The sequence below is a fragment of the Posidoniimonas polymericola genome (genome assembly GCF_007859935.1).
GTDB lineage: Bacteria > Planctomycetota > Planctomycetia > Pirellulales > Lacipirellulaceae > Posidoniimonas > Posidoniimonas polymericola.
This window is the reverse complement of record NZ_SJPO01000006.1, coordinates 222,184-240,451: the sequence shown is the minus strand read 5'-3', so window position 1 is coordinate 240,451 and position 18,268 is coordinate 222,184. Positions and strand designations below refer to the sequence as shown.

The window sequence follows — 18,268 nt, the reverse complement described above, 5'->3', positions numbered from 1 at the left end:
GGCTGGGGGAAGAAGCCGAGTCGACGCGCACCGAGTGCTACGCCCCGTGCTGCATCGCGACCTCTTCATACGGCTGAACCACCACAAAGCCGTCGCCCTCGAACTTCATCTGGAACGACTCGCCGCTGCCGCGGCCCAGGAACGTCTTGAACGAGACGTCCGTCTTCAGGTCCGGCTGCAGGTTGCCCGACCACGCGACCGTGGCGTTGGGGTCGGTGAACACCGGCTGGCCGGGCGAGACGCGGAGCGTCAGCGGGTCGTAGTGCGAGGTGATCGCCAGCAGTCCGGTCCCCTCGAGCCGGACGTTGAACAGCCCGCCGGCCAGCACGCCCGTGAGCCGCTTCATCATGTGGATCTTGTTGGAGAGCGAGGTCTCGAAGGCAAGCACGTCGTTGCCGTTGACATAGATTGCCTCGCTCTGGAGCGTCAGCACGGTGATCTTTTTGGCGCTGTCGGCCAGGTAGACCCGCCCGGCGCCCTCGGCCTTGGTGAGGCGGCAGCCCTCGCCGCTGATCGACTTCTTAAACAGGTTGCCAATGCCCTGGTCGAGGATCCCCTCTCGCGTGAACCGGACGCTGCCGTTGTAAGCGACCATCGCGCCCATCTTGATCCAGACCGAGCCGTTCAGGTTGACCTCGAGCATCCGCTCGGTCTCGAACTCGAACAGGCCTTGGCCGCGGTCGGTCTCGCTGGTGCTGGCGAGGAAGTCGTCGAGCGTGTAGCGGTTCATAACGCGTCCTTACGTTTGAAGGGGGAACGGTGGTTACACTCCGAATTGCCGCAGCACCAAGTCCGCGACGTCGGTGTCGGTCATCGTGCGTTCGACGAACGCGCCGCGTTGGGACGACAGGATCACCCCGCGTTGCTCGTCCGTCACCGGCGGCGCGCCGTGCGAGCCCTTCACCAGCGAAGTGTCGAGGGGCGTCGGTCCAAGGCCGGCCTGCATCGCCGCCGGGTCGAGGTACATCTCGACCGGGTCGTAGCCAGGCTTGCGGTGGATGTCGACCGAGCGGGCGAATGCCGGGGCGAGGTTGTCGTCCCGCCAGTAGTAGTAGGCGAACCACGCGTCGGGATCGGCGACTAGGATGATGTCGCCGCTCCGCTCGTGCACCAGGTCGTACTTGCCGCGGTCGTCACCGGTCAGGACCTCGGCAACCCCGGGCAGGCCCGATAGCGCGTCGACAGCCGCGCTGGTGGTCGCCATGTTGTGATCGCGGACAAAAACGTGAGCGATCTGGTGGTCGACCAGCGCCCAGGCGGGCGTGCCGGCGAAGTCGATCAGCTCGCGGCCGTCGGCGTCTTGGGTGACGTTCATCAGCCCCGCGTCACGCAGCGCCCGGTTAGGGTAGGCGACTTGGCTTACCGGGCGGATGACGTACTCGCTGGCGGCCAGCCAGAGCGGCGGCTGGTCGTAGGCGTCGGCAAACCCGGCGACGAGCCGGGCGATCTGCTCGTCCAGCACACAGCAGGCCTCGAGCCCTTCGGACGAATCGGGCCCATGCTTCTGCGCGGCGTAGTCGAGGTGCGGCAGGTAGACGAAGAAGAAGTTCGGCTGATGCTGCTGCGCGGTCCAGACCGCCGAGTCGACTATCCACTTTGTCGAGGCGACGCTCGCCATGGGGCCCCAGAAGTTCTGTAGTGGGAAGTGCCCGAGCGCGTCACGCAGATCGCCGTACAGCATCTGGGGCTTGGTGTAGCACCACAGCGACTCGCTGCCGTCGGGGTTGTGGACCGGCGCCGGCAGGCAGACGTAGTCGGCGCCGCAGCCCTTGGCGAACATCGGGAACCAGACCGCTGACGTGATCGACGCGTCGTGCTCGTGCAGCAGGTCCCACAGCTGGGGACGCTGGATCTTGTCGTTCCAGGCGGTCCACATCTCGACTTCCGACGTGTCCCGCCAGAAGTAGCCATTGGCGACCACGCCGTGCTCGCTGGGCGGCAGCCCCGTGGTCATGTTGGCCTGCACGGGCAGCGTTACCGCCGGGAAGCTGGCCGCCAACGCGGCGCGGTCGCCATCCGAGGTCAGCCCGCGCAGCGCCGGCATGTGGTCGAGGTCTTGGCCGCGGAGGCCGGGGATCGAAAGCAGGACGACGTTGTCGGGCATGGGCGGCGGGCGGCAGTGGAGAAGAACTCTAGCCAATGAGCGGGGATAGAAACTCGAACGATTCACGCGCGACGGTCGGAGCCATGTGGCTGTGCCTGCTGAGCTCGACGCTCAGCGGGCCCTCGTAGCCCGATTCCTGCAACGCGGCGATGACCGGCGGGAAGTCGATCTCGCCGTGGCCGAACCGCAGGTGCTCGTGGGCGCCCGCCCGCATGTCCTCGATGTGCACATTGACGATCTGGTCGGCCGCCGCGCGGATGGTGTCGACGACTGGCAGTTCGCCGTTGCAGTGCAGGTGCCCGACGTCGAGCGTCAGCCGCAGCTCACTCGCCGCCTCGACCCGGCCGGCCAGGGCGCGGTAGGCCGCCACGGTGTCGATCAGCATGCCGGGTTCTGGCTCGAGCGCAACAGTGACGCCCCGCTCGGCGGCGTGGTCGAGCACCTCGCGGAGGGCGGGCAGCAGCCGCTCGAGCGCCTCGTCGTGGGACGCGCCGTCCGGCACCACGCCCGACCACAGCGAGACGCACCCCGCGTTCAGCCTGGCGGCGACGTCAATCGCGTAGCGGTAGAAGGCGACCCGCTCGCCGCGAGCCCGCTCGTCGGGCGAGACCAGCGTCGGCTCGTGCTTGTGGAGTGGGTCGAGCAGGAAGCGGCAACCGGTCTCGATGTCGCACCGCAGGTTGCACTTCTGCAGCAGGTTGGCGGTGCGGTCGAGCTGCTCAACATTGCGGCTGTCGAGCGGGTTGAGCGCCGAGTGATCGATCGTAATCGAGACGCCGCCGTAGCCCAGCGAGGCGAGCACCTCGATGGTTTGGTCGAGTGAGTGGTGGGCGAAGCCGTTGGTGTTGTAAGACAAGATCATGTTTGCGGAACGCGTCGTGAGAGGAGCATCGTCGGGGGGAGGAGGGCGAGGATTGCTAGTCCCCACAGCTGACCAGCGTAACCCCAGGCGAGCGCCGCGTCGATGACGATCACCCCCTGAATCGCGTTGCCGACCGCCGCCTGCACGGTGGCGGGACGGGGCTGGAGCAGCGCAGCGGCGAATCGGCGAGCGATTAACAGCGCCGTGACCACCCACAGCAGCCCCCACGCGAGCGGGGCGACACGCAGCTCCACGCCGGCGCCGTTGGCGGGCAGCAGCGGGCCAGCCGCGAGCACCGCGACGCCCAGCAGCGCCGTCAGCGACCCGCGGGCGAGCGCGGCGCGGCGGCTGACGGCGGCCTCGTTCCGGGCGAACAGCGTGACGCCGACAATATAGATCAGCAGGCCGAGGGGGATTGCCGCCAGCCGCGGCCCGAAGCCGACCGTGTCGCCGCCGACCGACGACTGCACCAGCGACATTCCCAACAGCGCGTTAAGCCCACGGCACGCGCCCATCAACAGCGGCTTGAGCGGGCTGGGCTTGGGCCACGCGTCGTACGCGTAGATTGTGCAGGCGAGCGCCACGCCGACCGCCGCCGGCAGTGGGCTGCTCGTGAGCACCGACGCCAGCCCGGCCGCGACGAGCCCGGCGCCCATCAGGCCCAGCCCGAACGTCATCGCCTGCTCGCGGCCGACCCTCCCTGACGGGATTGGCCGCGTCGAGCGGTCACGCGCGTCATGGGCGGCGTCGAGCACGTCGTTGAGCACCATGCCGCTGAGGTACAGGCAGACAGATGCAACCGTGATGCACGCGGTCAGCGCCGGTCCCGGCAACGCGCCGAGCGACACCGCCATCCCCATCCAGACATCGGCCACCGCGGTCAGCACGTTCGAGAACCGCATCAGCTCCAGGTATGCCGCGAGGGCGCCCCTACGCATGACTGATCCTAGGCTTGTTCGAGCAGTGGCAGGAGGAACTCGCGGGCCTGGTTGGCGGCCGAGTCGGGGTCATCGCCGTACGGGTAGAGCTCGACCGTCAGCCAGCCCTCGTAGCCGGTGGAGCGGATCGCGGCGAGCGTCGCGGTGAAGTCGATCGCGCCCTGGCCGGGGATCAGGTGCTGGTGCACGCGCGTCGGCGCGATATCCTCGAGGTGGTAGTGCACGGTGTGCGAGTGCATGCGCTCGACCCAGTCCTCCGGGTCTTCGCCGACGCAGTACGCGTGGCCGATGTCGAAGTTGAGTCCCACCACCGGCGCGTCTAAGCGGTCGACAAACTCGAGGTACTGGTCGAACCGCTCGATCAGCAGCTCCGGCTCGGGCTCGATGAGCAGCCCGACGCCGAGCTCGCTCGCCAGCTCGACGCACGGCATCAGCTCCTCGTAGAAGCAGTCGACCGCGGCGCCACGCGGTTGACCCTCGAAGGCGGGCCCGCCGGGTTCGGTCGTGATGTGCGGCGCGCCGAGGTCCTTAGCCAAGCGGAGCGAACGCAGCGTGTGCTCGCGGCGGATCGCGCGGTAGTGCGGGTCGGGGTCGGTCCAGCTGGGGTGCCAGTACGGCTGCCGCGGGTCGGCCACGGCGTTCATCATGAACGCGTTGATGTTGGAGATCGTCAGGCCGTGGCGCTCGAGCGATTCGCGGATCGACTCCTTCTGGCACTCGAGCAGCCCGGCCGGCCAGGCGTGGGGGACGTCGGCCAGGATCTCGATGCCGCTGTACCCGGCGGCGGCGATGCGGCGGCAGGTCTCGTCGAAGGGGAAGGCGAGGTAGGCGTTGCTGCTGAAGGCGAGTTTCATGCCCCTATCGTAAGCTCCCTGCCCCGGTTCGTCAGGGCTGGTCGGGCGTGACGCGTTCGGCCAACGCCGCGACGCCGCCGCTTGCGGTGGGGAACGCGATGAGGATAGCCGCGTTGTCGCCGCGGAGCTTGAGCTGCTTGCGGAAGGTGTGCGGGTCGAGCCGCACGCCGCGGTGCTTGATCTCGAGCCTGCCGACCGACCGGGCACGCAGGGCGGCAGCGATCTGCTTCTGTTTGAGCGGCAGGGTCTCGAGCAGGCGGAAGACGCGGCACAGCGGGTGGGCGGGCGGAGCGTCGCCGGTCAGGTAGGCGATGCCCCGCGAGACCCGCTTCAGGTCCAGTTCGGCCGCGAAGGCATTGGTGAGCTTGGCGGCCAGCACGGCCGCGTCGGGCTCGACGAGGAACTCGCCGAGCTTCCCCGCGATCCGCTGCGGCCCCTTCGGTTTGCCGTCGAAGGCGCCGGCCAACTCGCCGGCTTGGTCGACGCTCGCCGCGCGGCGGCTGCCGGGGCGGGCGGCCAGGGCGCCGGTCCACACGCAGAGCTGGCGGCACTCGCCGTCGCGGCTCAGCCACTCGAGCTCGTGCTGCTCCTCCCACTCCGGCGGCGGTTCGGCGGCCGGCGCGAGTTTGATCGCCGCGCTCGGCTGAGCGGCGAGCATCGCCTCGAGGGTCTCCCGGCCGGGCGAGTGCAGCTCGAGCTGCGTGGTCCGGCGGCCGTTGTTCCTGCGGTCGGGGTCGGCGTGCCACGCGGCGGCTTCGCTGAGCGATTCGACCCCGGCCTGCGTGACGACCACTTTGGTTTGCCCGTGGCCGCAGACGGCGAGGTTCGCTTCGGCAATCAACGCGCACGACGGGTCGTTGTCGACTCCGACCGCGTCGGCATGGCCCGCCAACGCGATCAGGTCGCCACCGATGCCGGTGCAGACGTCTACCACACGGGACCCGGCGGCGAAGCGACTCGCTTTGTACCGTGCGGCTGCTTCGTCGGTCGCCTGCTGCAGGCCGACACGCGTGAAGAACATCTGCTCGGCGCGACCAAACTTGGCGTGGGCGCGGCCCCGGAGCTCGTGCTGCTCGAGCAGCAGCGCGGTCCGCTCCGCCGAGTGGGTCTTCCGGAGCCGCGCGGCCTGGGTGTGCAGCGGCGCGTCGTCCGCTGCGACGCCGGCGAGCGCGACGCGGCCCTCATCGCTCAGCAGCCAGCACAGATCGGAGAGGTCGGCGGGGGTGGTCATCGTAGCGGTTGCGGAGACGTTGCGGCCTGTGCGTGCAGGATGCACGCGGTGGGTTGAGCCGTCCTCTCGCAGGGCGGCAGCCGATACAGGGGATAGGCGTCGTTGTGGCGTGAGGTGATTCCCTAAGGTACCCAAAGGAGCCGTGCTGTGCTTGCCAGACCCGTCGTGATGACCGGTATGCTAGGCGCCGCGGTCGGGGTGCCGTACGCGATCCACAACCCGCCGGACGAGTGGCCGGCCTGGCCCACGCAGCAAGCCGCACCGGTCGCCGAGCAGTCAATCGAGGCCGCCGGCGCCCCTGCGCCTGCCGTGAAGTCGCTCCCCTCGGTGCAGGGCCCGCAGTTCCCCAACTCGTTGGTCTACGAGAGCCCGATGCCGCTCGAAGGGGGCGGGTTCTACTCCATCGAGCAGGTGCTGAGGATGGACATCACCAAGGACTGGGTCTACCAGCACTGGGCCCGCAAGTCGACCGGCCTGTCCGAGCCCGACCTGTTCGGGATCCGCGTGCCGCTGGTGACCGGCACCGGCATGGCCGACCTGGCCGGCTCCCTCTCGTACTACTTCAACGGCCAGGGGCAGGTCGACAAGCTCCGCTTCCGTGGCGTCACGGCCGACACGTCGCGGCTGGTCGCGCTGGCCCAGCAGCAGTACGGACTCACTTGGCAGCCGCCACGGGTTCCCGGCGAGCAGCTCCTGCAGTCCCGTGCGGGAGACAAGGTCGTCAGCCAGCTGCGGACCTTCCCGGAGCCGGTCCTCTGGAGCACCAAGCCGCATGGCAGCTTCGGCGTCGACCTCGAGTTCAACCGCCCCGGATCGAACCGCTTTGTCGACTCGCTAGGGCCGCGTCTGCAGGTTCCCGAGGCGACCGCCCAGGCCCCGCCGCCGGCGCCCGAGCCGCAGCAGGCGTCCGCGTCTCCCGGGGCGCCGGCCGGGGCGTCCGGCCCGCAGCTGCAGAACGCCCAGCGGCCCGATTTTCGCTGGCCGAACTAGGCTCACCTTCCGCATTTTCTGGGCTGGCGGCGGCTTTCTAGATGACATCGCCGCGGGCGTCCGCTATGCTCCGCGCTATGCTCGGTAACTTCCAGATCGACCGTTGTGGGCAGAGCGACCTGCGCGAGGCGCTGACGCTCGTGCTGCGATCGCTGCCGGCGGACCAGCGGGCGCCGCTGGTCGACTCGCTCGCCAAGCTGCGGGGCGAGCCGCTCGGCGCGTTCGACGCGCTGCTGGTCGCCAAGCAGTCGGGCAAGATCGCCGCGGCCGCTTGGGGGCAACCCCAGTCGGGCAAGGGGTGCTCGCTGTGGCCGCCCCAGGCGACCTCGGGCGAGCCTTCGGTCGAGCTCTCGGCCGAACTCATCCAGCGCGTCACCGCCATTGCCGACAAGGCGGGCGTGGCGCTCATTCAGACCCTGGCCGAGCACCGCCACGGCCCGCTGCACGCGGCGCTGGTGGCGAGCGGTTTTGTCGATCTGGCGGAGCTCCGCTACCTGCAATGGAAGCCGCAATCGACCTACCCTTCCCCACCCGCCCACTCGGTGAGCTTCGAGCCGTTTGACGACGGTCGTCAGGCGCGGCTGGAGCGGATCACGAGCCGGACGTACCTCGGCACGCTCGATTTCCCTGAGCTCGACGGCATGCGCGAAGTGCGTGACGTGCTGCACGGCTACAAGTCGGTCGGCGAGTACGACCCGGAGCTGTGGAGCTACATCCGCAGCAACGGCGAAGACGTCGGCGTGCTGCTGCTGGCCGAGCACCCCGATTCGCGTCAGCTGGAACTCGTCTACGTGGGCGTCGCGCCCGAGGCCCGCGGCCGCGGGCTCGGCGTGGTCGCGGTGTCCGAGGCGCAGCGCGTCGCCTGCGAGCGCCGTGTCCTGCGGCTGGTGCTGGCGGTCGACGCACGCAACAAGCCGGCGCAGGACATCTATCACCGGGCGGGTCTGCGAGAGTGGGCGCGGCGTCACGCCTACCTACGCAAGAACGGCGCGCCTCCTCCGGTTGGGTGACACTTTATCCACCGCGGTGCGATTCGGTTTGGGGGGGCGCTGACGGCTGTTTCTGCAGGGATAGCGGCGGCCGAAGACTTTCTTCACGACTTCTTCATTGGCCGGTTTGACAGGCCTGCTAGCAGTCGTACAATCGGGCTCTCGGGTGACAACGACAGCCGCAATTCAGCCACGAGCGGGAACGCAAAAGGCATGCAAAACTTCGCCAGTCTTTCACAACGCGAAGTTGCAACGCCGACACGAGTGGCCACGCCGCTGCGACCGGGTGTTCGGGTAACCGGGCAACGGGGTGATCGAGAGAGTGCGGGCGGGGTGGTTGGGCCTGGGGCCTTTGGGTCTCAGGCCGAGCAGCTTGCCGGCCTCGCCGACACTCTGGTGATGACGTAGTTCGATGGGCAGTTCGCCGGGTTTCTTTCCCGGCGTTATCTAATCGCGTAGCGGATTCCAAACGAGCGACGGGCGCCAACGCCGTCGCACTCCAATGGCCAAGACGGCATTGGTGCGTGGGGATGCTATGCGCGGTTCAGGAGGCGCACAGGAAGTGGTCAAGGACGATGCTGCGGCAGTGATGCCGCGTCACGATGATAGCGATGACTGCTCGAGGTTCGTCTCAACCCTGCGGCAGTTAATCGGCGAGAAGCGGCACCGCGCCTGGTTCGCCGGCAGCGTCGAGTTCGACTTGACCGTCGAAGGCGCACTGACCGTCCGTGCCGGCAGCACGATGCAACGCGACTGCCTGAAGAAGCACTTCAAGGCCGAGCTCCGCGAGGCGTGCCGGCGGGCCAACCTGGGCGCCCGCACGGTCGAGTTCGTCGTCGACGCCGAGATGACGCCCCAGCAGCTAGGTGCGGATCAACCGGCCGCCTCGGCGTCGGCCGTTGGGTCGTCGGAGAATGGGTTGTCGGAGAACGGGTCATCGGCAAACGGGTCGCAGGACAACGCCCCCACGGCTAATAAATCTCCTGTCGGCAAACCACCCGCGCCCGCCAGGAAGGCCCCGCCGTACTTGGTCAGCGACTCCAACCGCGAGGCGGCCCGGCTGGCCGAGCTGGTCGCCGCCGGCAGCCCGGCGCCCTGCCCCGTCATCCTCTGGGGGCCCGGCGGGTCGGGCAAGACGCACCTGCTGCGGAGCATCGCCGAGGGCTTCCGCAGCCATCACCGCCGCAAGCGGGTGGTGGCGCTCACCGCCGAGCAATTCACGTCTGGCTTTGTCGAGGCAGTGCACGGACGCACGCTCGCCAGCTTCCGCGGCCGCTGCCGCGGCGTCGACCTGCTGCTGATCGACGACATCCACTTCCTGCTCGGCAAGCAGAAGACGCTCGAAGAGCTGCAGTACACGCTGGATACGCTCGCCTCGCAGGGGGCGATGGTCGTGCTGACCAGCGACCGCAGCCCGGCCGAGCTCCGCAAGATGAGCGGCGAGCTGCTCTCGCGGCTCGGCGCCGGCGTGGCGGTCGAGATCGCCGCCCCGGACCTAGCCCTCAAGCACCGCCTGACCGAGCGGTTTGCCGACCAGTCGGGCGTGCGGCTCGAGGAGTCGGCGGTGCGGATGATCGCCTCGGGGGTGATCGGCGGGGCGTGGGAGATCCGCGGCATTGTGAACAAGCTCGGCGTGTCGAGCCGGCTGTTGGACCTGGACATCTGCGACACGGCGGTTGGCAAGGCGATCGACGACATGAACCGGGTCTGCATGCCGAGCGTTGGCGTCAAGGCGATCCAGGACGCCGTCTGCCAGGTGTTCGGCGTCGAGTCGGGCGTGATCAAGTCAAAACGCCGCACCAAGAGCGCGACCGAACCCCGCATGCTCGCCATGTGGCTCGCCCGCAAGTACACCCGCTCGGCGCTGAGCGAGATCGGCGACCAGTTCGGCAGCCGCAGCCACAGCACAGTGGTCTCGGCCTGCAAGCGGGTCGAGCAGCTGATGGGGAGCGAGGCCTCGGTCCAAGTCGCCGGCGGCGCGTGCCGCGTTCAGGAAGCCGTGCGGCTGGTGGAGTCGATCCTGCGGACGGCGTAGGGCACCGTCACGCTTTATTGAGCCGAGGGAGGTTGCTCCATCGGTTTGGCCTGGAGCCAGATCCACTCTGGTCCCGCTTTGAGGTCGACCTCGATCTCTTCAAAGACCGCGCCGCCGGGAAAGGCTTTCGCTTCGACCATTGGGTCCTTGTTGAGGGCTTTTGCTCGGAGCGTCGGCTTGAGCTCCGCCGGGACCCGCATTCCGGAAGAAAGGGGCAGCCCACCGTAGAGTCCCATGCCCGCGTAGGGCGGCTTGGTACGCTCCACGATCTGCAGCGGCAGGGTCTCGTTGGTTTGCCACTTAAGAACGGTGTCTTCGGAATTGTCGGTCGCAAGATCTAGCCAGATGGTCTCGCCGGTCGGCGTGGCTGCGCCGTTGTCGCCCGCGTTGCCGGCTGTGATCGTTCTGTCGCCGACCTTGAGCTGGCGCCAGAGGTGGTCGGTTCCGCCTAAGAGCCGGAGCCGCCAGCGAGTAATCTCGTCATTGGCGGGCGTGTCCGCTAGTCGCAACGCTGCCTCGTCCGGTCGGTTAGTATCCCACATGATCTCGACAACCGGGGCCCGCGAGTCGACCGATCCGAATAGCGGGTGGAGGAAGGCCGAGTACGTTAACTGCTTAGGGTCCGCTTCCCAGCTCAACGCGTCTTGTCCGGTGGCGTCGTTGCGTATCCGCCACGATTGAAACGTTTGGCTGTTGCTCGACAGCACCACGTCGTCGCCGGCAAAGAATGTGGCGGCGATCCTTATCGCCGGATCGTTCGATTCCAAACTCGGCCGCGTGAAGTCCCACTCGTATGGCTTGCCGCTGATTGGTCGGAACCGCAACCCATCTCGCAGGCCGATCCCTTTGTAGGCCGGGTCGCGGCCGATGCCGATCATCGGCGAGCCCGATTGGTAGACGTTGTCCGAGGCGTCGATCCAGAGCCGGTAGCCGTTCCGCGTCACGAAGTTGTCGTAGCCACCGTTAAAGTAGCGCCCGCGACCCTCGCCAAAGTCAAGTCGAGGGGTGTAGCTGCGGGCGGCGAGTTGCAGGGGGGCCGGATCTCGTTCTGGTTCACGCGGCCACCCAATACCACCGGCCGAAGACCAGCCTTCCGGCATCCAATCGCTGCCCATCGTTTGTTCGATCGCCTGTTCGCCGTCGACGTAGACAACGAAGCGATACTCTTCGCTGGGAGAGTCGCCGGCGTAGAGCGTGACCCGGTGTCGTCCGGCAGGGATCTTCACTCCTGCTGCGATCGGCGGTATTCCTGTGGTCGAGATTTTCCCCAGTCCCAGACGTAGTTCGTAGTCTTCTCCCGCTGGTATGTGGACGTTCCACGAGTTGAAGTTGCCGGCGACCTTGGGGAGCGCGGACGATGCTAGTTTGTCGGCGTCTTCAACCAGCAGCCGACTGGAGAGGGAGAGCAGTGTCTCGCGGTACTGCAGCAGGGAACGGTGCTTGCGATAGGCTGTGCCGGCAGCCATTCCAATCGCAAGCACAGCGGTCAACGCCAAGAGGTTCAGCAGAGAGAATTGCGGCATCAGTGATCGGTTCGACGCGTCATCCGTCATTGAGCGGTCCCCTCTGCAACCCAGTGTGCTTCGAACCCATCGGGGGTCTCACCGCGTCGCAGCTGGCCAAATGCCTGCTCGCGTGAACCTGGGAAAATCGCGAACATCCCGCCGTCGTAGGTCGTCAGGGGCTTGCCCGCCACGTTCCTCTCCTCGGCAGAACTGGGGTCGTATATCTTCAGGAAGGGGAGGATGGCGTCGGTGGGAAACGATTGTGGCCCTTGTTCCTTGTTCACGAGTTTGTGGACCACCAATGCCTCATCCAGCCGCTCGGGTGCGAACCCCGGCCAGGAGGACGTTCCGGACGACCCGCCGAATGCGTTGTAAACCTTGAGGTGATCGCCATCCCGATAGAAGCTCACCGTTAGCAGTTGCTGGATCGCTTCGGCTTGGGGAGATTCCGAGCCAGAACCGAAGCCGCCTTGGAAGTAAAGGCCGGACTCGGCGACTCGGCCCTCCCCGCCAAACCGCCTCATGTCGTAGCCAGCGGGCAGGTAGCAGCGGAACTGCCAGACGCGCTCGAGCTGCGAGGCGACCTCGGGAGGCACCTCCGGCGAGCCGATCTCGGCGATGTGCACCCGGTCTGGGTCGCCGATCGGCATGTGTCCGAGCTCGGCTTCGAGTTGAGTGATCTGCTTGCCGAGGGTGTTGTTCTCAACCGATAACCAGATCAGGGCGCCCACTCCGACGAGCAGGGCGAGGGTTACCGTTGATCGCTGCAATAGCTTCATTGATGTCGCCGGATGATGTGTAGGTCAACCGCTGCCTATTCGCTGGTCGGCGTCAAATCTTGGATGCTTTTCCTGCCGCCGAAACTCCCGCGGCGACGCCCCTGCCGCCCGGCGGAACTGGCGGTTGAAATTCGACAAGTTTTCGAAGCCGACGTCCAGGGCGATCTGGCTCACGGCGTCGGCCGTTTCTAGCAGGCGGCGGCGGGCGTGGTCGATGCGGGCCTCGTTCAGGAACGCCACCACGCTGCGGCCGGTGTAGCGGCGGAAGTAGCGGCACAAGGTCGCCCGGGACAGGCCGACCGCCTGGGCGATGTCGTCAATGCGGAGCGGCTCGTGGTGGTGCTCGAGCAAGAGGTCGATGGCGTCGCGGATCTTGTCGGCGTGCGCGGCGGACGCGGTGATCGTGCAGGGCTTGTCGCACAGCGTGTTAGCTTCGGTCAGCCCATCTGCGAGCAGCGACACCACCTGCATCAGCTCGGCGAGTCGTTTGACCGACCCAGCGCCGCGCAGCCGCGCGAGTCGCCCGCCGATCTCGATTGCCAGTTCTTTCCCGAATATCGCGCCACGCGACGCGTGGGACCACAGCTCGGAGAGCGCGCTCAGCTCGGGCAACGCCCCTAGACCGGCGGCCGGAGCCAACGCGAACTGCACGGCGGCGCCCTCTGAGTCGTCGAGCCCTCGCCAGTAGTGCGGCAGGTCAGCGCCAATCAGCACGAGCTCGGGTGGGTTGATAGCGCCGATGTGGTCGCCGATGAACCGTGTGCCGGCGCCGCGGTGGATGTAGGTCAGCTCGACCGCCCGGTGGGCGTGCCAGCGCTCGCCGCTGCCGGTGATCGGCTCCCACTGCTCGGGGCCGGTCGAGGTCTGTACCTCGGCCAACGAGTGTTCCCAGTACAGCAGCCGGAACGACTGGTCGGCGGGGGTCTCGATCGTCTCGCGGTAGACGCCCATGGTGCGATTGTACCCATTTGGAACGCCTGTTTCAGTGCATTTGGAGCCGATAGTACCAGTTTGTGCCCCGAAACGCGGAGACGCAGCAGTCAACGGGCGGGTAGATTCAGTCGCATAGGACCGAGGGCGGACCTCACCCCGCGGCATTCGCTGCGGTTACGCCCGCGTCCGGTCAACTGCTTCAAATCACCTGACTAGGTCTCGACGCGCGCTCCGGTGCGCGGACGTGTCGTCGCCTATATCCTGGAAGGAAGAATCCCAATGTCGGTAGATCAACAGACTCAGTACGGCGCGGTTGGCAACGAGTACCTGCTCCGCGAAGAACAGATCCGCGAGTTCCACGAGCAGGGTTACGTCGTGCTGGACGACGTGCTGACCGAGGAGGAGCTCACTCCGATCGAAGAGGTGTACCAGTTGTTCATGGAGGGGGGAGTGCCCGACATGGGCCGTGACTTCTGCGACATGAGCGGACCCTACACGCGGGCATTCGAGGACTTTCAGATCGTCAACGCCGTGCTGCCCCGCGTCTACCGCCCCGACCTGCAGGGCAACATCTACGAGCTGCGGGCCGCGTCGATCTCTCGGCAGCTTCTAGGCGACGATGCGACGCTCGATTACGACCAGTTTCTTGCGAAGCGGCCTAAGAAGGGCGGCGCGCAGTTCGCCTGGCACCAGGATCTGGGCTACTGGCCGAGCACGCCGCAGTTCGACACCCTGACCGCGACCTGCTCGCTCGCTCTCGACGACGCCAAGGACGACAACGGCTGCCTGCAGGTGGTGCCGGGCTCGCACAAGGAGCCAAGGCTGCGGCCGCACCGCCCGATGATCAAGGCGAGCACCGTGGGCAACGAGCGTGAAGAGTCGCACACGCTGGCGGTGCAGCTCGAGGATTCGGACGAGCGGGTCTCGCTGCCGGTCAAGCGGGGAAGCGTCAGCGTGCACAACGAGCGGATCCTGCACGGCTCGCCGGGGAATGGCTCCGAGCGGTGGCGGCGGACCTACATTATTGCTTATCGCCACAAGGACTTGGTGGATTACGAGCGGAGTGTTGGCTTTACGCACTCGCACAATGATAAAATCAGCTGGACCACCCACCTCGAGGCGTTGGAGGCGTAGCGTACTCCCGCCCCGCGTGCGGCAATAGCAGCTCAGGTTTCGTATGCAAATGTTTCAGGCAAGGCGACACGCGCTCGGTGTGTGGTCAGTACCGGCGGTGATGGTGGCGGCGCTGTGTAGCCGCGGCGCCAGCGCGGTCGACTTCGCGTCGGATGTGCAGCCGATCCTGGAGCAGCAGTGTTTGTCGTGCCACAACGGCGAAGACGCCGACAGTGGGTACGACTTGTCGACCCGCGCGGCGGTGTTCGACGACGATTATGGCGAGCCGTTGGTGGCGCCAGGTAAGCCCGACGAGAGCCCGCTGTTCACGACGATGAATGCGTCTGCGGACGCCGACGAGCTGATGCCGCCGGCCGACGCGGGCGGCCCGCTCGACAAGCAGTCGATCGAAACGATCCGCGTATGGATTGCCGACGGCGCCCAATGGCCCAACGGCGTCACGCTGCGTCCGCGTGCCAAGCCGGTCGACCGCTCGGCGACGCCCGACAACCGTCAGCTGCTCGAGGAGATCCACGCGAAGATCGTGAATACCGCCGCCGAGTCAGCGGGCGGCGAGATGGCCGACTACCGCGGCGAGATCCCGCGCACCGGCGTGCCGTACGAGATGAAGGCGATCCCCGCCGGGACTTTCCCGATGGGCAGCCCCGCCGACGAGGCGAACCGCCAGGCGAACGAGGGCCCGCAGACCGAGGTCGGCGTTGGCGCGTTCTGGATGGGTGCCCGCGAGGTTTCGTGGGACGAGTACGAGCCGTTCATGATCTCGTCGATCGAGCGGCGGAAGAACGGCGCCCGCAAGGACTACGACCCCGCCAAGCATACCGCGGTGGACGCCGTCAGCGCGCCGACCGCGCCGTACATGGAGATGAGCTTCGGCATGGGGCAGTCGGGCTACCCGGCGATCAGCATGACGCAGCACGCGGCGAACAAGTACTGCCAGTGGTTGAGCGCCCAGACCGGGCACTTCTACCGGCTGCCCACCGAGGCCGAGTGGGAGTACGCCTGCCGGGCCGGCGCCACCACCGCGTACTCGTTCGGGGACGACCCCGCCCGGCTGGGCGAGCACGCCTGGTTCTACGACAACAGCAATGAGAAGTATCAGAAGGTCGGCATGAAGAAGCCCAACCCGTGGGGCCTGTACGACATGCACGGCAATGTGAGCGAGTGGACCGCCGACCAGTACGCCGCGGACTACTTTGCCCAGATCAGCGGCCAGGCCGAGAACCCGTTCCTGAAGCCAACCACCCTCTACCCGCGCAGCGTCCGCGGCGGCAGCTGGTACGACGACCCGGAGCAGCTCCGCTCGGCGTACCGGACCGGCTCCGACCCAATCTGGAAGCAGCAGGACCCGCAGCTGCCCAAGAGCATCTGGTACCACACCGACGCGCAGTGGCTGGGATTCCGCATCGTGCGGCCGCGGCGGCTCCCGACAGTCGACGAAATGGACGCGTTTTGGAACAGCGCGGCAAACCTGATAAAGTAGTTCTGCGGACTCTTCTTGAAAAATCACTCATCCAATCTCTTGGGAGACCCACGCCGTGCCCGATAGCAATCAAAGTGAGTCCAGCCGACGTGGTTTTCTGAAAACGGCCGGCGCGTTGTCGTTCTTGTCTGCCGTGCCGCGAAACGCGTTCGCGCAGCAGGGGACCGACAACACCATCCGCTGCGCCCTGGTTGGTTGCGGCGGGCGTGGCACCGGCGCCGCGGCCGACGCGCTTTACGTACAGGGCACGCCGCTCAAGCTCGTAGCGATGGCCGACGTGTTCGAGCACCGGCTGAAAGGCAGCTACGACGCACTGACCCAGGAGTTCGCCTCCTCGCCCAACAAGATCGACGTGCCAAGCGATCGCCGCTTCGTCGGGTTTGACGCGTACCGCGACGCCCTCGACCAGCTGCGTCCCGGCGACATCGCCATCTTCGCCACCCCGCTGGCGTTCCGCGGGCCGCACTTCGAGTACGCCATCGAACGTGGCCTCAACGTGTTCATGGAGAAGCCGCTGACGGCCGATGGACCCACTTCGCTCCGGATGCTCGAGCTCGCGAAGCAGGCCGACGACAAGAACTTGAAGGTCGGCGTCGGGCTGATGGTCCGCCACTGCCGCGGCCGGCAGGAGCTGCACCAGCGGATCGCGGACGGTGAGATCGGCGACATCATCTCGATGCAGGGCTACCGCATGCACGGCCCGGTGGTGACCTGCTTCTCGACCCGCAAGCCGGAAGGCCGGCCCGAGCTGATGTGGCAGGTCGAGCGGTTCCACAGCTTCCTGTGGTCCAGCGGCGGGTTGTTCAGCGACTTCAACATCCACCAGATCGACGAGCTCTCTTGGATGAAGAACGCCTGGCCGGTCAAGGCGGTTGGTATCGGCGGCCGCCACTACCGCGGCGACTACGTCGACCAGAACTTCGATAACTACTCGATCGAGTACACCTACCCCGACGGCTCGACCATGCACTTCGGCACCCGCATCATGCCGGGCTGCAAGAACGACATGTCGAGCGTCGCGCACGGCAGCAAGGGCTCGGCGATTGTCAGCGCCTCGGGACACTCGCCCGGGCGGGTCCGCACGTTCAGCGGGCAGCGGCAGAACCGCCGCGAGGTCGTGTGGGCGTACCCTCAGCCAGAGCAGAACCCCTACCGGCTAGAGTGGGAAGACCTGGTCGATGCGATCGTCAACGACAAGCCGTACAACGAAGTTCCGCGCGGGGTCGAGGCGAGCCTCGTGACCAGCATGGGCCGCATGGCGGCGCACACCGGGCAGGAGATCACGTTCGAGCAGATGCTTAACTGCCCGCACGAGTTTGCGCCAGGCGTAGCAAGCTTCACGCCCGACGGCCCGGCGCCTGTTTCTCCCAACAGCGAGGGCCGCTACCCCGAGCCGATGCCCGGCATCATCCGCGACACCGAGTACGAGGTGCAGGACGCCTAACCGACGTCGCCCTCCAATAGCTCGTCGGCGTAGGCGTGCAGAGCTGACTCGTCCCCGGTGTGCCAGTACAGCACCCGCTGGCCGGCAGCGACCTTTCCTTGGGCGATCATGTCGAGCAGCGCGCCGAACCCCCGGCCGCTGTACACCGGACCGAGCAAGATGCCTTCCTGCCGGCCCATTAGGCGGATGGCGTCGCGTTCGGTGTCGCCGACCACGCCGTAGCCGCCGCCGAGGTAGCCGTACTCAACTTCGAGTTCCGCTGGAGATATAAGGACGCTGTCCCCCAGCATCCCGGCCGCTTCGGTGGCGACCTGCGCGACTTCCTCTAGGAACGCGTGGTCGGTTGGCGCGGCGTCGATGCTGATGGCGGTCACCACACCCCCAAAACCGGCGCGCTTTGCCCCCAGCGCCAGTCCGGCATGCGTGCCGCCCGAACTGGTCGGGAACACGACGCGGTCGAACGCCACGCCCGCTTCCTCGGCCTGGCCGAGCAGCTCGTCCATCGCGGCCACGTAGCCGACTGCGCCGATCGCGTTGGAGCCGCCGATCGGGATCACGTACGGCGTGCGGCCGGCGGCGCCAAGCTCCCCGGCCAGCTCCTGCATCCTGGACTTGCGGTTCGGCTTGGGCGTCCAGTGCACCTCGGCGCCGAGCAATCGGTCGAGCAGCAGATTGCCGAGCGGCGGCTGGGGTTCGCCGCCGAGCACCAGGCAGCACGCGAGGCCGTGCTGCGCAGCGGCCGCCGCCGTCTGGCGGCAGTGGTTCGACTGGGGGCCGCCCGCGGTGACCACGCAGTCGGCGCCCCGCGCGAGGGCGTCGGCGATTAAGTACTCGAGTTTGCGGGTCTTGTTGCCGCCGGTCGCCAGGCTGGTGAGGTCGTCGCGTTTGATCCACAGATCGACGCCAAGCTGGGCGGACAGCCGCGTCAGCCGGTGCAGCGGGGTCGGCAGGTTGGCGAGGGAGACGCGGGGCAGGCGGTCGGTCATCGGT

16 protein-coding genes are annotated in these 18,268 nt (G+C 67.2%); 6 read left to right on the top strand and 10 right to left on the bottom strand.

Annotation, left to right across the window (positions count from 1 at the left end; translation table 11 throughout):
• Positions 1–37: 37 nt before the first annotated feature.
• From Pla123a_RS13720 to Pla123a_RS13695, 6 genes are read right to left on the bottom strand one after another with little or no spacing between them, the layout of a single operon-like run.
• Positions 38–730 carry an AIM24 family protein gene (locus Pla123a_RS13720; protein WP_146587859.1) on the bottom strand — a complete coding sequence of 231 codons (693 nt, stop codon included), beginning with the start codon at positions 728–730 and terminating at the stop codon, positions 38–40.
• Positions 731–763: 33 nt separating this feature from the next.
• Positions 764–2,104, bottom strand: coding sequence for an alkaline phosphatase family protein (locus Pla123a_RS13715; protein ID WP_146587857.1), 1,341 nt, complete (start codon positions 2,102–2,104; stop codon positions 764–766).
• 28 nt (positions 2,105–2,132) lie between these two features.
• Positions 2,133–2,966, bottom strand: a complete 834-nt coding sequence (locus tag Pla123a_RS13710) for a sugar phosphate isomerase/epimerase family protein (protein WP_146587855.1) — start codon at positions 2,964–2,966, stop codon at positions 2,133–2,135.
• Positions 2,963–3,904: a UbiA family prenyltransferase gene (locus tag Pla123a_RS13705; protein WP_146587853.1), complete on the bottom strand. Its 942-nt coding sequence runs from the start codon at positions 3,902–3,904 to the stop codon at positions 2,963–2,965. The genes Pla123a_RS13710 and Pla123a_RS13705 overlap by 4 nt, the downstream gene beginning before the upstream one ends.
• Before the next feature lie 8 nt (positions 3,905–3,912).
• Positions 3,913–4,758 carry a sugar phosphate isomerase/epimerase family protein gene (locus tag Pla123a_RS13700; protein WP_146587851.1) on the bottom strand — a complete coding sequence of 282 codons (846 nt, stop codon included), beginning with the start codon at positions 4,756–4,758 and terminating at the stop codon, positions 3,913–3,915.
• A 31-nt stretch (positions 4,759–4,789) separates the two neighbouring features.
• Positions 4,790–5,989, bottom strand: coding sequence for a class I SAM-dependent methyltransferase (locus Pla123a_RS13695; protein WP_146587849.1), 1,200 nt, complete (start codon positions 5,987–5,989; stop codon positions 4,790–4,792).
• 147 nt (positions 5,990–6,136) lie between these two features.
• Here Pla123a_RS13695 and Pla123a_RS13690 point away from each other — a divergent pair, with 147 nt between their 5' ends.
• The 3 genes from Pla123a_RS13690 (at position 6,137) to Pla123a_RS13680 (ending at position 10,003) form a co-directional block, all read left to right on the top strand.
• Complete coding sequence (locus Pla123a_RS13690; RefSeq protein ID WP_146587847.1) at positions 6,137–6,979, top strand: DUF6690 family protein; 843 nt, start codon at positions 6,137–6,139, stop codon at positions 6,977–6,979.
• A 65-nt stretch (positions 6,980–7,044) separates the two neighbouring features.
• Positions 7,045–7,989 (top strand): GNAT family N-acetyltransferase, encoded by a 945-nt coding sequence (locus Pla123a_RS13685; RefSeq protein WP_197527945.1) that lies wholly within the window; start codon positions 7,045–7,047, stop codon positions 7,987–7,989.
• A gap of 568 nt (positions 7,990–8,557) precedes the next feature.
• On the top strand, positions 8,558–10,003 hold the full coding sequence (locus tag Pla123a_RS13680) for a DnaA ATPase domain-containing protein (RefSeq protein WP_197527944.1): 1,446 nt from the start codon (positions 8,558–8,560) through the stop codon (positions 10,001–10,003).
• 14 nt (positions 10,004–10,017) lie between these two features.
• Here the strand turns inward: Pla123a_RS13680 and Pla123a_RS13675 are convergent, their stop codons facing one another.
• Genes Pla123a_RS13675 through Pla123a_RS13665 form a run of 3 tightly spaced genes read right to left on the bottom strand, consistent with a single transcriptional unit; the run spans position 10,018 to position 13,238 of the window.
• Positions 10,018–11,526, bottom strand: coding sequence for a hypothetical protein (locus tag Pla123a_RS13675; protein ID WP_146587841.1), 1,509 nt, complete (start codon positions 11,524–11,526; stop codon positions 10,018–10,020).
• Positions 11,527–11,552: 26 nt separating this feature from the next.
• Positions 11,553–12,287 (bottom strand): hypothetical protein, encoded by a 735-nt coding sequence (locus Pla123a_RS13670; protein ID WP_146587839.1) that lies wholly within the window; start codon positions 12,285–12,287, stop codon positions 11,553–11,555.
• A gap of 24 nt (positions 12,288–12,311) precedes the next feature.
• On the bottom strand, positions 12,312–13,238 hold the full coding sequence (locus Pla123a_RS13665; protein ID WP_197527943.1) for an AraC family transcriptional regulator: 927 nt from the start codon (positions 13,236–13,238) through the stop codon (positions 12,312–12,314).
• A gap of 261 nt (positions 13,239–13,499) precedes the next feature.
• Here Pla123a_RS13665 and Pla123a_RS13660 point away from each other — a divergent pair, with 261 nt between their 5' ends.
• The 3 genes from Pla123a_RS13660 (at position 13,500) to Pla123a_RS13650 (ending at position 17,278) form a co-directional block, all read left to right on the top strand.
• Positions 13,500–14,354, top strand: coding sequence for a phytanoyl-CoA dioxygenase family protein (locus tag Pla123a_RS13660; RefSeq protein ID WP_146587835.1), 855 nt, complete (start codon positions 13,500–13,502; stop codon positions 14,352–14,354).
• A 79-nt stretch (positions 14,355–14,433) separates the two neighbouring features.
• On the top strand, positions 14,434–15,834 hold the full coding sequence (locus Pla123a_RS13655; protein ID WP_231956458.1) for an SUMF1/EgtB/PvdO family nonheme iron enzyme: 1,401 nt from the start codon (positions 14,434–14,436) through the stop codon (positions 15,832–15,834).
• Positions 15,835–15,889: 55 nt separating this feature from the next.
• Positions 15,890–17,278 (top strand): Gfo/Idh/MocA family protein, encoded by a 1,389-nt coding sequence (locus Pla123a_RS13650; protein ID WP_146587833.1) that lies wholly within the window; start codon positions 15,890–15,892, stop codon positions 17,276–17,278.
• Here the strand turns inward: Pla123a_RS13650 and Pla123a_RS13645 are convergent.
• Positions 17,275–18,264, bottom strand: a complete 990-nt coding sequence (locus Pla123a_RS13645) for a D-cysteine desulfhydrase family protein (RefSeq protein WP_146587831.1) — start codon at positions 18,262–18,264, stop codon at positions 17,275–17,277. The genes Pla123a_RS13650 and Pla123a_RS13645 overlap by 4 nt on opposite strands.
• Positions 18,265–18,268: the final 4 nt, after the last annotated feature.

Excerpts from the sequence above, each read along its gene's own strand:
- Pla123a_RS13685 (WP_197527945.1), top strand. The coding sequence starts at position 7,045 with ATGCTCCGCGCTATGCTCGGTAACTTCCAGATCGACCGTTGTGGGCAG.
- Pla123a_RS13710 (WP_146587855.1), bottom strand. The coding sequence starts at position 2,966 with ATGATCTTGTCTTACAACACCAACGGCTTCGCCCACCACTCACTCGAC.
- Pla123a_RS13680 (WP_197527944.1), top strand. The coding sequence starts at position 8,558 with ATGCCGCGTCACGATGATAGCGATGACTGCTCGAGGTTCGTCTCAACC.
- Pla123a_RS13665 (WP_197527943.1), bottom strand. The coding sequence starts at position 13,238 with ATGGGCGTCTACCGCGAGACGATCGAGACCCCCGCCGACCAGTCGTTC.
- Pla123a_RS13700 (WP_146587851.1), bottom strand. The coding sequence starts at position 4,758 with ATGAAACTCGCCTTCAGCAGCAACGCCTACCTCGCCTTCCCCTTCGAC.
- Pla123a_RS13645 (WP_146587831.1), bottom strand. The coding sequence starts at position 18,264 with ATGACCGACCGCCTGCCCCGCGTCTCCCTCGCCAACCTGCCGACCCCG.
- Pla123a_RS13715 (WP_146587857.1), bottom strand. The coding sequence starts at position 2,104 with ATGCCCGACAACGTCGTCCTGCTTTCGATCCCCGGCCTCCGCGGCCAA.
- Pla123a_RS13720 (WP_146587859.1), bottom strand. The coding sequence starts at position 730 with ATGAACCGCTACACGCTCGACGACTTCCTCGCCAGCACCAGCGAGACC.
- Pla123a_RS13670 (WP_146587839.1), bottom strand. The coding sequence starts at position 12,287 with ATGAAGCTATTGCAGCGATCAACGGTAACCCTCGCCCTGCTCGTCGGA.
- Pla123a_RS13660 (WP_146587835.1), top strand. The coding sequence starts at position 13,500 with ATGTCGGTAGATCAACAGACTCAGTACGGCGCGGTTGGCAACGAGTAC.
- Pla123a_RS13705 (WP_146587853.1), bottom strand. The coding sequence starts at position 3,904 with ATGCGTAGGGGCGCCCTCGCGGCATACCTGGAGCTGATGCGGTTCTCG.
- Pla123a_RS13675 (WP_146587841.1), bottom strand. The coding sequence starts at position 11,526 with ATGCCGCAATTCTCTCTGCTGAACCTCTTGGCGTTGACCGCTGTGCTT.
- Pla123a_RS13695 (WP_146587849.1), bottom strand. The coding sequence starts at position 5,989 with ATGACCACCCCCGCCGACCTCTCCGATCTGTGCTGGCTGCTGAGCGAT.